Annotated in this window: 12 protein-coding genes; 8 read left to right on the top strand and 4 right to left on the bottom strand. The window is 47.8% G+C overall.

The features are described from left to right. Positions 1-172: 172 nt before the first annotated feature. On the bottom strand, positions 173-754 hold the full coding sequence (locus NC996_RS13675) for a PAP/fibrillin family protein (RefSeq protein ID WP_190438285.1): 582 nt from the start codon (positions 752-754) through the stop codon (positions 173-175). 214 nt (positions 755-968) lie between these two features. On the opposite strand from NC996_RS13675, the gene NC996_RS13670 reads away from it, so the two are divergent. From NC996_RS13670 to NC996_RS13650, 5 genes are all read left to right on the top strand, one after another. Then, positions 969-1,208, top strand: a complete 240-nt coding sequence (locus NC996_RS13670; protein WP_190414854.1) for a DUF3134 domain-containing protein — start codon at positions 969-971, stop codon at positions 1,206-1,208. 90 nt (positions 1,209-1,298) lie between these two features. Next, complete coding sequence (gene mraY, locus NC996_RS13665; RefSeq protein WP_190689248.1) at positions 1,299-2,411, top strand: phospho-N-acetylmuramoyl-pentapeptide-transferase; 1,113 nt, start codon at positions 1,299-1,301, stop codon at positions 2,409-2,411. Between the two features lie 419 nt (positions 2,412-2,830). Further along, positions 2,831-3,514: a response regulator transcription factor gene (locus NC996_RS13660; RefSeq protein ID WP_190414852.1), complete on the top strand. Its 684-nt coding sequence runs from the start codon at positions 2,831-2,833 to the stop codon at positions 3,512-3,514. Between the two features lie 591 nt (positions 3,515-4,105). After that, complete coding sequence (locus NC996_RS13655) at positions 4,106-4,690, top strand: low molecular weight protein arginine phosphatase (protein ID WP_190689192.1); 585 nt, start codon at positions 4,106-4,108, stop codon at positions 4,688-4,690. Positions 4,691-4,820: 130 nt separating this feature from the next. Then, on the top strand, positions 4,821-5,804 hold the full coding sequence (locus tag NC996_RS13650; protein ID WP_190689189.1) for an alpha/beta fold hydrolase: 984 nt from the start codon (positions 4,821-4,823) through the stop codon (positions 5,802-5,804). 96 nt (positions 5,805-5,900) lie between these two features. On the opposite strand, the gene NC996_RS13645 is transcribed toward NC996_RS13650, so the two are convergent. After that, positions 5,901-6,608 (bottom strand): PHP domain-containing protein, encoded by a 708-nt coding sequence (locus NC996_RS13645; RefSeq protein WP_190689245.1) that lies wholly within the window; start codon positions 6,606-6,608, stop codon positions 5,901-5,903. A gap of 96 nt (positions 6,609-6,704) precedes the next feature. Between NC996_RS13645 and NC996_RS13640 the strand changes: the two genes are divergently transcribed. Next, complete coding sequence (locus NC996_RS13640) at positions 6,705-7,433, top strand: ATP-binding cassette domain-containing protein (RefSeq protein WP_190414849.1); 729 nt, start codon at positions 6,705-6,707, stop codon at positions 7,431-7,433. Between the two features lie 68 nt (positions 7,434-7,501). On the opposite strand, the gene NC996_RS13635 is transcribed toward NC996_RS13640, so the two are convergent. Then, entirely contained in the window at positions 7,502-8,698 is a 1,197-nt protein-coding gene (locus tag NC996_RS13635) for a HetZ-related protein (RefSeq protein WP_190689186.1), read from the bottom strand. A gap of 480 nt (positions 8,699-9,178) precedes the next feature. Continuing rightward, positions 9,179-9,832 (bottom strand): L-threonylcarbamoyladenylate synthase, encoded by a 654-nt coding sequence (locus tag NC996_RS13630; RefSeq protein WP_190414847.1) that lies wholly within the window; start codon positions 9,830-9,832, stop codon positions 9,179-9,181. Positions 9,833-9,902: 70 nt separating this feature from the next. Here NC996_RS13630 and larC point away from each other — a divergent pair, with 70 nt between their 5' ends. Together larC and blaOXA are read left to right on the top strand one after the other, a co-directional pair. Next, complete coding sequence (gene larC, locus NC996_RS13625; RefSeq protein WP_190689183.1) at positions 9,903-11,240, top strand: nickel pincer cofactor biosynthesis protein LarC; 1,338 nt, start codon at positions 9,903-9,905, stop codon at positions 11,238-11,240. A gap of 101 nt (positions 11,241-11,341) precedes the next feature. Then, complete coding sequence (blaOXA, locus tag NC996_RS13620) at positions 11,342-12,202, top strand: class D beta-lactamase (protein ID WP_190689180.1); 861 nt, start codon at positions 11,342-11,344, stop codon at positions 12,200-12,202. Positions 12,203-12,328 lie beyond the last annotated feature (126 nt).

The following is a 12,328-nucleotide window of genomic DNA, read 5'->3' as shown; positions in this document are numbered from 1 at the left end:
GATATTATTTATGTGTAGTAATCCCAATTAATTCGTCAAATCCTCTTTTTCTTCCTTGGCATCCTTCGCGTTCTTAGTGGTTCGTAAAAAAAAGACTAACCCCGCCCTATTTTGCAGGAATTTATCTTCCTAATGGCTAATAGTCATTAACCATTAGCCACTAGCCATTAACCTAAGCTTTTGTTAAGACAAACACGCTGCCTTCATTGCCTCGGCCTATCCGCAAATCCTCATCTAGATAAGTAGTATCCAGCCAACCTTGCTGGTTGCTGCTGTCGATACCAAAATCCAAAGCTGGAAATCGCTGACCGCTTTCAATTTGCCGAATAAATGCTGAAGGCGACTGATAGTTAATGAGACGCTGTAAACCAGAAATAGAACGCTCAAATTTTACCAAGACACGACGTTCAGAAACTGGTTCAAACCGAGCAGCAACGCTAACAAATCCTTCCAGATAGGGTAAACCATAAACTTCAGCAATATTGTAAACTTTGGCGTCTTTGGCTCGAATGCATTGATAGATTTGACCGAGTTTGAGGAATGGCAGTTGGTCAATGGTTAATAAACCGCGACTGGTGGTGTAAAGTAGTCGCCAATTGCCATCTAGTAGGTCAGTTGCCTCAACCGGACGGGGAGTAGGGTTGAGGTCTTCCAATCGCGCAACCGCTGAGAGAATCGCTATTTTGTCGGTTTCGGTTGCTAGCAGTCCGCGATTTTGAGAAGCGATCGCTTCCAACAGTGCTGCTTTCCTCATTTCCTCCTAGACCTCTCTTCTGGGTGACTTCTCTACCCCCAGCTTAACTTTTGTTCAATACGCAGATGGCATCAGCCACCAGCACCTAGTTGATAAGTTTGATAACAACTCCCTTGACACGTAATAGTCTCCACGCCAGCGATCGCGTTTCTGGGAGTGGTAAACTCAATATGTCTAGTTAGCTCCCAATCCGAAATCCTCAAATATGTCAAATATGTACAACCCGTCTCTGCGTGAAGAACCTCGTCACCAGCTGGCTGGTCTGATTCCGTTACAACAAGAACCATCGATTCTCGACTGGCTGGAATCCACAGGACGCTTGTTGGCGCGGGATGTTCAAGCGGAAGATAGTTTCCGCGATGGTGATGCAGAAATCTCCGATCTGATGGCACCGGATGATGTTTACGATGATCTCGAAGACGATGATGAAATCATCGATGTAGACGAAGATTAGTCAGACGAAAAGAATTCAGCACTCAGGCGTCAGAGTAAATTCTGGATTCTGAAATTCTGAATTCTGGTGTGAGAAGTGAACGAAAAATTTGTGGACGCTAAATTATTTTCTGGTCGGTCGTTCAACCCCTCAGGAACTAGCCTGCTAGCGTTACTGGCAGTTGGGCTTTCCCTAGGGACGATATTATTCGATCTGCAAGCAGGTGTCTTCCCATCGGTAGGCATCTCGATGACGTTTCCCCTGTGGCTTTGCGCCTTGGTGACAGCTCTTTTAGGATATTGGGCAGTCCCCTTCCTGCAAGCCCTAAAAGCGGGTCAATTTATTCGGGAGGATGGCCCCCAAGCGCATTTACAAAAAGCAGGCACTCCGACAATGGGCGGGGTGTTTTTTGTGCCTGTCGGGGTAATCGCCGCCTTGGTGTGGTCTGGATTGGCTGTAGGCATACAAGGATTCTTTCCCGTACTTGCCGTATCAATCGTAACTTTAGCCTACGGTGCAATTGGCTGGGTTGACGATTGGCAAGTCATTAGACGCCGGTCGAATAAAGGCATCTCGCCCCGGATGAAACTGATTTTGCAGATTGGGGTGGGTGTTCTGTTTTCTTTGTGGCTAGTCTGGCATCAACCAGCCAGTATCACCACGATTGCCTTGCCTTTTGGTTTAGCGATTCCTTTGGGGTTACTGTTCTGGCCTTTAGCAGTATTTGTGCTAGTGGCGGAAAGTAATGCGACGAACCTCACGGATGGAGTCGATGGACTAGCAGCGGGAACGGGCGCGATCGCTCTTTTGGGACTCGGTGCCATTGTTGCTCCCGTGTCGCCAAGTTTGATGATTTTTTGCGCCTGCATGAGTGGCAGCTACCTAGGCTTTTTGGTTCACAACCGCAACAAAGCCCGCGTCTTTATGGGCGATACGGGTTCGATGGCGCTGGGAGGCGCACTGACAGCAGTCGGACTTCTGACGAACAATCTCTGGGCGCTATTTATCCTCAGCGGTATTTTCTTCGTGGAATCGCTCTCAGTAATGGCGCAGGTGGGCTACTATAAAGCCACCAAAGGCCCGGATGGGATCGGCAAGCGTTTATTTAAGATGGCACCGATTCACCACCATTTAGAACTGAGTGGCTGGAGTGAAACCCAAGTGGTTGCCGCCTTTTATCTGATTAACGGCATTTTAGCTTTGTTGTGTTTTGTCCTCCGTTAATTAAATAGACTTAACTCAGCTAAAAGTGAGCAAGGGTTAATTTTTAATCAATCAAGGTCTGCGATCGCTTGTTTTACCGAACAGACTGAGTCGGTAGCGATCGCACCTACTCCATGCGCCGACTTTAAGGCAAACAAACCCCCATTTCTAAGGCATCTGAAATTCAGGGGTTCAAAAATCTGGCAGAAAGACGATCCTTTTTCCTCTCCCTAATTGGGTAGGCAAGGGGAAGCACTTCTGTTAAACAGAAGACAATTTGAGGGCGTTTAATTTTATTATTGATGGTTGCATTTGGATAGTCCAGAAGTCCGAACAAATAGAGGTTTAAAAAGTTCGCTACATTAATTAAAAAACCAGCAGCAAGGGAACACATCTGTTAAGAAAATACTGTTAAAAAACGTAGCGGCAAGGAAAGATAAATGACAGGAAAATTGTTACTGGTAGACGACGAACCCGGACTGCGCGAAGCAGTCAAAGAATATCTGCAAGACAGTGGTTTTACCGTTCAGGTTGCCAGTAATGCTGGTGACGCATGGCAGATGTTGCAGAAGAACCAGCCGGATTTAGTGATTTCAGATGTGATGATGCCCAAGGTGGATGGGTATCAATTCCTCAAGCAGCTGCGGGAAGATCCTCGCTTCAAAAATTTACCTGTAGTATTTTTAACGGCTAGAGGCATGACAAGCGATCGCATCCAAGGCTATCAAGCGGGGTGCGATGCGTATCTCCCGAAGCCCTTTGATCCAGAGGAATTGGAGGCAATTGTCAAAAACTTACTGGAACGTCGCACCACTCCAACTAGCACCACCGGCGGTAACGATATTGAGGACATCAAGCAACAGATTGCTGCCATCCGGGGGATGTTAGAAGATACAAATCGAATCCCCCAGTCGCCTTCCCATATCCGCATAGACTTAACGCCACGAGAGCAGAGTGTTTTAGACTTGGTTGCGGAAGGATTGATGAATAAAGAAATTGCCCGACGCTTGGAAACCAGTGTCCGCAACGTTGAGAAGTATGTCAGCCGCTTGTTTAGCAAGACAGGGACGAATAGCCGCACCGAGTTAGTGCGCTATGCCCTTGAACACGGTTTGACTCGATAACTGTCCTCGCTCTCAAAACGTTTAGGGGAACGGGCTAAGCCCGTTCCCTTACGTGTTTTTTTATCTATATCTGTGCTTGTCTTTAAGAGCGATCGCACTGGCGATTATTAAGAACTGTTGCGTTTATTAAAGAAAATTGTGCTTTTCTCATTGATCCCTTAAGGTTGCTGGTATTCTTCATTTAATACAATTCAGAAATTAAAAGAAAACCACATGAAAGTTTCACAAGCGCCACATCTGGGTCAATCAGTTTCTCTAGCAATTCTTTTAGTATTGATGAGCGTCAGTGTTACCGTCCTGATGGTTATTCAAAGTGGAATCTAACTTTAAAAATAGCTAATTTTTGCTAATTTTACCTAAACAAAAGCCGCTCCGCAATGAGCGGCTTTTGTTTGGCTAAAAGTGACATTATATTTCTTTAGATAGAAGCGGAAAGTGACTAAATACGTAGGTGTTTGTTAAATCAAAAATTGTAGCTGCGGGTGCCACCCATTCGTCTGTAAAAATCAGCCGAATGGATTTTAAAAGGTGAAAGGGTTCACCATCGGTCGTAGCGTAGCAAAATAAATCATTGCTTCACTCACTTCTGGTATGCGAGTTCTATTTGTTTGTACTGGCAACACCTGTCGCAGCCCGATGGCACAAGCGCTATTTCAGAAAAAGATTCGGGAACTGAGGCAAAGGCAGGAAATCTTAGCCCAAACTGAGGTGCGTTCAGCTGGACTTTATAAATTTAAGGGGATACCCGTTTCGGCCCATACTCTAACGGTATTGGGAGAGTACGGAATTCAATATGACTGCGAACCGCAAGGGTTAAAGCCAGAACTCGTCGAATGGGCAGATTTAGTGCTGACGATGACAAAGTTTCATAAATATATTGCGATCGCGATCTATCCGGAGGCGCTCAACAAGACTTTCACGCTCAAAGAATTTGTAGGAGAACAAAATTCCTTAGATATTAGCGATCCCGTTGGCAAATCTTTATCCAGATATCGCCACTGCGCTCAGGAAATCGACTTGGCACTCAATCTTTTACAGCAGAAGTTAGTCCGCATCTTATCGGAAAGCAGCTTTGGTTCTTTTGCATTCCCCACGCCTCAACCCTTACCCCGCACCCTACCGCTGTTCAGGTGGCTGATTGGACTGACTCGGTTAACTCAGAAAACGCGCACTTGAGACATGACTTCATTTTTGAATATCCTTATGAAGGATTCACTGAGTTCTGGTGGCTGTTAATCTAAATAGATATAGATGTGCTGCGCCGCATTGAATTCGGGCTTCCCATGCAAAAACGATTTAGATAACAATGTTTAACTATTCCACCTTTACCGCAGCATTGGTGCGAGAGACGAAAGCCCGTGAAGATGCGCTACCGCTGATGGATGAAACCCGCGGCTCTCGGTTTTTTCTTTACTCTAATCCTACGGACAAAGTGTGTCTGTTCTTTCATGGGTTTACTGCCACTCCAGAACAATTTGTACCCATAGGAGAAGCTTTCTTTAAGGCAGGCTACAACGTCTTGATTCCTTTGCTCCCTGGGCATGGGATTGCAGGCAATTGGGATGGAGATAACCCTCCTCCGCTTCCCGAAGAACAAGAAGTTTATCAACAGTTTGGGATTTACTGGCTACAACAAGCTCAAGCTTTGGGAAGAAAAGTAGTAGTGGGAGGGCTTTCTGGTGGCAGCACTTTGGCCGCTTGGCTATGCCTAGAACGCGCCGTACAAATTTATCGGGCTTTGCTGTTTGCCCCTTATTTGAGTGGCAGCAATAAAGTAGTCGATTTGTTTGTGCAGGTATTTAATATCTATTTTAAGTGGAAGACTGCACCGGGAGTCGCACATTTTGGTTATGACGGCTTTCTCATGCCATCATTGCGAGTATTTTTAGATATGGGAAAAGATATTTTCGAGCGGGCGGAAACGAGTTACGCTGCGCCCATGTTGATTGTGTCGAGCGAAAGCGATCGCGCAGTCGGCGACGAAGAACATAAAGCTCTGTTTAAAACCTTACTCCCGCAACAACCCAAGTGCTGGTATCACCGCTTTGACCAAACTCTGAATATTCAGCACAATATGATGACCAAAGCAGAGGGGAATGAATACGCAGACTTAGTAATCGCAGTGGCTAAAGCCTACGTCGAGAGCGATTTAACCTGGGGTGAAGTCGAGGAGATGCGCGATCGCTTGCAGCAGGGCGGCTCCTTCCATAGGGTCGTGAATGAACTAAATCTGAGTCAGCGGGTTTCTCCCGATCTGTCTACCGTCATGTCCTTGCTAGCCCTGGATTAAAAAAAGCCAGATAAAATCCGCCGGAGTGCGCTTTGCAAACGGCTTCCAGTTCCCTTCTAGAGCTTGTTTAGAGGGATTGGGAGCGAGGTGTTTTAATTACAGGCGTTGAAGCAAATTTAAGCCGTGGGTATCGGTGCCGCAGGTGCTAAACAAACTATAGGTGGCAGCGAGCTGTTCCACCTCTTTCGTTTCCCTCGGACTGGATTGCCAAGGGCTAGGGTTGTTGTAGGCGTAGTAGGTTTCAACGCCGTCAATGCCTGCCTCAGCGGCAGCAGGGATAAGTTTTGCAGCAGGAAGGCGGTAGCGGGCTGGATGAGCCAAGACGGCAAAACCACCCGACTGATGGACAGCGGCAATCACATTGGCAGCGTCAGCATCACCGCCCTTGGGTGCAGAGCCTTTCAGATATTGCTTCATCGCAGAGTGTTCTGGATCGAAAGCATAGCAAAGGATGTGGACTTCTGTGTTCAGCAGGCTAGAGGTGATTTCGGTGCCGATCCACAAGTGGGGTAAGTGGGCGGAATCAGGATTCGTGTAGGTGTTTTGCAGCCAGTATTGAGCCTCTTTGAAACCGCCAATCGTATGGTGATCGGTGATCGCCAGCCCTTTAAGACCTATCGCGATCGCCTGTTCCATCAACGCACTCGGTGACAAACGACCATCCGAGTAGACGGTGTGCATATGAAAGTTATAAGAGTGCGGACAACTATCAGCCTGAATCGTCTCAAAGACTTGCCTGAGTGCTGTTGTATTCTGGGCTGGTGGCTGGGGTGAAGCAGAAGATTGAGCCAGATTGATCGCCATAACCGCCGAGTAGCTGTGCGCGTTCGTTGACAATTGTTAACATATACCCTAACAAAACTAAAGAGGAATTGCGTTGGGACATTCGATGTGTATTCCATGCTGAAAGTCGCCTTTGGCAAAAATTTTCTGCCTAAGTCGGCGACCATTGGCGGGCAGTTTCATTTAAATATTCAGTTTGAAGTTTCTAGCGGCTTAACCGTTCTATTTGGGCCATCTGGCTGTGGCAAGAGTTCGACATTACAAGCGATCGCAGGGTTGTTGCGTCCGGATTGGGGCCGGATTGAAGTGGCGGGAACAATCTTCCTGGATACTAAAGAGCGTCTGAACTTGCCAGCGCACCGGCGAAATGTCGGTTATGTCTTCCAAAACTGCGCCTTATTTGGGCATTTGAACGTAGCGGAAAATATTGGCTTTGCTCTCAACCGCTGGCAACGGCACCGGCGGCAGCAGCGCGTTCGCGAATTGGTAAATTTGTTAGAACTTGAGGATCTGGTACATCAACCCGTGCAGAAGATTTCTGGCGGGCAAGCTCAACGAGTAGCGATCGCGCGGGCTTTAGCTCCCTATCCCAAAATTCTGCTTCTTGATGAACCTTTCAGCGCCCTCGATGATGATTTGAGAGCAACCCTCCGAACCGAGTTGAAAACCATTCAACGTCAATTTAACTTGCCGGTTGTCCTGGTGACTCATTCACGAGCCGATGCCCTGGAACTCGCCGATCGTTTAGTAATCTTGGCAGCAGGACAAGTTGTTGCAGTCGGTCAGGCGGAGCATTTGCTCGATTCCCGTTCCTATTCTATTCCGGGGAAATTCCAGTGGGGTTAGAGGAAAGTGATGAGTGATGAGTGTTGAATTAAGAGAATTATCTTAACTCAACACTCGAAACTCATTAGTCATAAATCTCCTTGGTTGCGGATTTTCCAAGCCATTTCCAGCACTTGAGTCCAGCGCTTTTGTAACTGTTTGGGCGTGCATCCGAGTGTTTGAGCAATTTCCCGCTCGCTAACTTGAGCTTGTTTTAACTGCAATAGCTGCTGCTGTTCCAGAGAAAGTTGATTCCAAAACGCTTCCCACTGCTGAGAAGAGAGTCCCAGTTTTTGGTCGAGATCGGCTCCCAACCATTGATGTACCAGCTTCCAGTTATTTTGACGAGAGAATTTTTCCACATGGTACTTAAAGCGCTGTTGCAAGTAGTCGCGCTGACGTGCGGTTAAACCCAGGATTTCGTCAATCTCTGGTGCGGAGAGGTCTTGCAGCTTTAAAACCAGGTAATTGACACAGTCCTCTTGACCTTGGGCTTGCAGGTATTCCATCAGTTCGGCAACGACGCGATCGCGCAATACTGCTTCCGCCGGGTCAATCGTATCGGCAACCAATTGCGATCGCAGCTGGTGCATCGCCGCTGACCGACTTTGCGTGTCCGCATCTTCACCTCTGGGAAACTCAATCGCCTTCTCAATATCCATGCTCGTCTCAGCAGGCTGGCGGCGAGCAAACCCCTGTGCCCTCAACACAATTAGCTGCTGGCTGGTACCATTCGGTAAATTGATGCGACGCTTGGCATACTGTTCGCTGAATGCCATATACTCCGCCAGTTCCAGTTGAGTGCGGGGAGTGTAGTCTATTGTCAGCTCGTTTTCCCGCCGGAAAGCTTTGATTGACTCGGCGTAGAACTCTTGCAAGAAGTCCTCAATCAGGTTGTAGCGGGCTTGAAAACCTAACTGAGAGTTGGGCGACACCACATAGCGATAAACCATCGCGCTGAGGTTGCTATGCAGTTCAACCCGACCCCGCTTAGAACCCAGCCGGTAGTATGACAGACACTTTTGCAACCGATGCCGTCCCAGATTTAACTGCCAAGAGCGAACTTCGCCAGAAGTCTGGATGCGCGGACTCTTGCTACAAATCCGCTGCACCTCTAGGGCGATCCGGTTAGCGATCGCCTGAACGTGCAATGACGTCGTTTTGATTTCAGTCCGCAATTCCTCTAACAACAGGCCGGTCATCGTTTCCACGTCGATTCCCAACAGTTGCTCGGTCGAGTGGCATAGATTTTCAGAAGATTGGCTGAGAGAATTAATAGTTGTCATGGTGAAAGCCCCTGGTAGCGACAGTATTCAAAGTCAACAAGAGCCACTGAGAACGGTTCAAAAGTTTTGTCTCCCTTCAGGCAGCGCCTGCGATTGACCGTCTCAACTCTCTATATATAGACTGTAGGGGCTGATTGTTAGACACCGGACAGCGGGTGTGTTACTACTCTCAGCTCACTATGGGTCATCTCTACGCTCTCTCCCCATTCCATCTGACCTAAAAGAAGCACTAACCCTTGCTGTATCTGGGCTTGCGCCCCTCAAACTATCGACGCACAAGTGTTGTCGCAAAGCGGTAGGAGCTGGTGTTAAGTGGACAATCCAGGAAGTGGATTGCTGGTAGGGTTATCGTCCGAATTCCCTAGTGCCGAGGCTGTAGTTAATTGTCTTTAGTTCGCAAAGGGATTTTAGATTAGCGATTGGGGATTTTGGATGTAAAAGCTTTAACTCAATCTTTAATCTTTAATCTTTCATCTAAAATCAACTGACCGATGTCGCCCAAGCCGTTGCAGCCTCCCATCCCAGACCGCGCCGGACGATGACAGGTTCCTCATCTGTCAAATCTAAAATTGTGGAAACCCCATCTCCTGGTTCCGAGCCAATGTCCACAATTAGATCGACTAGCTTGTCTAGCTGGTCAAACAATTTTGCCTTCTCCAACCCTAGGGTTGGGGCGTTGCCATTCTCATCCACGAGGTGAGCTGAGGTGGAAATAATCGGATTGCCTAATGCCTGCAACAGCGACTGGCACACTGTATGCTCCGGAACCCGAATACCCGTCGTTTTGCGCTTAGGACTCATCACCAGTTTCGGCACTAATTTGGTGGCGGGTAGCAGAAACGTGTAAGTCCCAGGAATTAAATTCCTCATAATCCGATAAGCGACATCACTGACGATGGCATATTGGGCAATGTTGGACAGAGACGGACACAGGAACGTCAGGGGCTTATCATTAGATAGCTGCTTAAGGAGCCTCACACGCTCCACCGCTGACTTGACATTTAGGTCACAGCCAATCGCGTAGACAGTATCAGTGGGATATAGCATCACAGCGCCTGCTCTTAGGGCACCTACTATTTGTTCTATTCCACGAGTTTGCGGTGTATCAGGATGGATATTGTAGATTGTCGCCATAATGCAGAATCCAGAACTGAGACTACAGAATTCAGAATCCAGAATTTTTCCTGACTCCTGATTACTCCTTATGAACAAGCTAGCGTATCTAGAATGTCCAACAGGAATTGCCGGTGATATGTGCCTGGGGGCACTTGTAGATGCGGGAGTTCCCCTAGATTATTTGATAGAAAAGCTCAAGAGGCTGGGAATTTCCCAAGAATACCAGTTACGAGCCGAACACGTTCACCGGAACGGTCAGCAAGCTACTAAATTTCACGTAGATTTGAGCGATCGCGATCGCACCGATTCAAATCACCACCACGAACATCACCGGCAAAATGGTGGGCATCAGCATTACGATGGCGATCGGGTTCATTCTCATTCCCCGACGCGGCATTTGCCAGAAATTGTCCAGTTGATTGCAGCAGCAGAGTTTCCGTTACGAGTACAGGCGTCTAGTTTGGCAGTGTTTCAACGGCTGGCAGACGCAGAAGGAGCGGTTCACGGCATTCCCCCAGAAGAAGTTCATTTTCATGAAGTCGGGGCGACTGATGCCATTGTAGATATTGTCGGCACTTGTCTGGGCTTGGATTGGTTGGGGATTGACGAACTATACTGTTCGGCACTCCCCACTGGTGGCGGGATGGTTAGAGCAGCTCACGGTCAGCTAGCGGTGCCGGTACCGGCTGTATTAAAGTTGTGGGAATCTCGCCAGGTGCCAGTTTATAGTAATGGGATCGATCGGGAACTGGTGACACCGACTGGAGCAGCGATCGCGTGTACGCTTGCCACCGGCTTTGGATCTCCACCCCCCATGACGATCCAGCGGGTTGGAAATGGTGCCGGTTCCCGTCAGTTACCGATTCCCAATATTCTACGCCTCTGGATTGGCGAGGGTGTAGAGACGCGATTTGCCTCTCTACAAGAGTCGGGATTCATTCAGCCTTCCGAAAGCCCCTGTTTAGAAATAATTTCGGTGCTGGAAACCCAAATTGATGACTTGAGTCCCCAAGCCATCGGCTATGTGTTTGAGGCACTGTTTAACGCCGGTGCGGTGGATGTCTTCACTCAACCGATAGGGATGAAAAAGTCTCGTCCTGGCATTTTGCTGACGGTTATTTGCCATCCCGAACAAATATCCGCTTGCGAAGCGATCTTATTCCGAGAAACGACGACACTCGGCATCCGGCGTCAGACACAGCAACGCTCGATTTTGCAGCGAGAAATTCAACAGGTTCTGACAGAATATGGCTTCGTTCGCGTCAAGGTTGCCTGGACGGGGCATCCTAACCAGAAAGCGATCGCGAATGTGCAGCCAGAATACGAAGATTGTGCCGAATTAGCGAAGGCAAATAACCTTCCCTGGCGCGAGGTGCATCAACTGGCGCTCAATACCTGGTATCTCCAGAACAGTCGCAATACTTGAATTTGCTGCCAGCACGACCCAGATACCTAACTAGATTTCTGGAATCGCCAAACCCATTCCTGTATTACGACTGGTTTGAAAATCACGTAAGGAAAATCCTGATGTATCGAATTAAGCAAGTGCCCTTAGCGATCGCGATCGCCATTGCTAGCCTCGTGGCGCTATTGACCATTAGCGGTTTCCTCGGCACTGCTGCGAACTCTCAGCCACCTCAACCAACTTCGGAAATCACTACAACTCAAGGGATAGACCTAGGGCGTTCTTTCCGAGAACTGGGCATTGAAGGGTCAATTGTGGTTTATGACCAAAATAAAAACCAATTCTACGAACATAACGCGCCTCGAAATTCAACGGCATTCTTCCCCGCTTCAACCTTCAAGATTTTCAACGCGCTTGTGGCATTGGAAACAGGGGTGATTCGAGATGAGGTGACTGTTTTAACCTGGGACGGCATTCAACGGAACATCGCAGCTTGGAACCGAGACACTAACCTGCGCCAAGGTTTCAAAGACTCAACGGTTTGGTTCTACCAAATTTTGGCTCGGAAAATTGGGCACGAACGGATGCAGAAATTTATCAATCAAGTCGGCTATGGAAACCGTCAAATTGGGACATCTGAGCAAATCGATCGATTTTGGTTAGATGGTCCTTTAAAAATTACGCCCAAACAAGAGATTGAGTTTCTGCAACGTCTCTATCGCAACGACTTACCCTTTTCCCAACGCAGCTTAGATTTGGTCAAAGATATTATGGTACGCGAACAAACTCCAGACTATGTGCTGCGCGGAAAGACTGGCTGGACGGACAGTACGAATCCTGAGAATGGCTGGTTTGTGGGATATCTGGAACAGAACAAAAATGTTTATTTCTTTGCCACAAATATGGATATGCGAAATGATAATGATGGCGTCAATCGCATTGAAATTACCCGGCGCAGTCTTAAAGCCTTAGGACTACTTTAAAAACACTAGCAAGTCCTTAAGTTTCTGCTTTCAGATTTTCTTCAAAAATAGTCTCTTAGATGATTTATCGCAATTCTATTTGAGCTGTGAGGCAGCCCTTCAGATCCCGGACTTCTTAAAGAAGTT

The sequence above is a fragment of the Trichocoleus sp. ST-U2 genome, assembly GCF_039961875.1.
GTDB lineage: Bacteria > Cyanobacteriota > Cyanobacteriia > Cyanobacteriales > FACHB-T130 > FACHB-T130.
This window is presented reverse-complemented; position numbering and strand designations above follow the sequence as displayed.

Bases quoted from the DNA above. Each gene is read 5' to 3' on its own strand.
- NC996_RS13675 (WP_190438285.1), bottom strand. From the start codon at position 754: ATGAGGAAAGCAGCACTGTTGGAAGCGATCGCTTCTCAAAATCGCGGA.
- NC996_RS13670 (WP_190414854.1), top strand. From the start codon at position 969: ATGTACAACCCGTCTCTGCGTGAAGAACCTCGTCACCAGCTGGCTGGT.
- NC996_RS13660 (WP_190414852.1), top strand. From the start codon at position 2,831: ATGACAGGAAAATTGTTACTGGTAGACGACGAACCCGGACTGCGCGAA.
- NC996_RS13655 (WP_190689192.1), top strand. From the start codon at position 4,106: ATGCGAGTTCTATTTGTTTGTACTGGCAACACCTGTCGCAGCCCGATG.
- NC996_RS13650 (WP_190689189.1), top strand. From the start codon at position 4,821: ATGTTTAACTATTCCACCTTTACCGCAGCATTGGTGCGAGAGACGAAA.
- NC996_RS13645 (WP_190689245.1), bottom strand. From the start codon at position 6,608: ATGGCGATCAATCTGGCTCAATCTTCTGCTTCACCCCAGCCACCAGCC.
- NC996_RS13640 (WP_190414849.1), top strand. From the start codon at position 6,705: ATGCTGAAAGTCGCCTTTGGCAAAAATTTTCTGCCTAAGTCGGCGACC.
- NC996_RS13635 (WP_190689186.1), bottom strand. From the start codon at position 8,698: ATGACAACTATTAATTCTCTCAGCCAATCTTCTGAAAATCTATGCCAC.
- NC996_RS13630 (WP_190414847.1), bottom strand. From the start codon at position 9,832: ATGGCGACAATCTACAATATCCATCCTGATACACCGCAAACTCGTGGA.
- larC (WP_190689183.1), top strand. From the start codon at position 9,903: ATGAACAAGCTAGCGTATCTAGAATGTCCAACAGGAATTGCCGGTGAT.
- blaOXA (WP_190689180.1), top strand. From the start codon at position 11,342: ATGTATCGAATTAAGCAAGTGCCCTTAGCGATCGCGATCGCCATTGCT.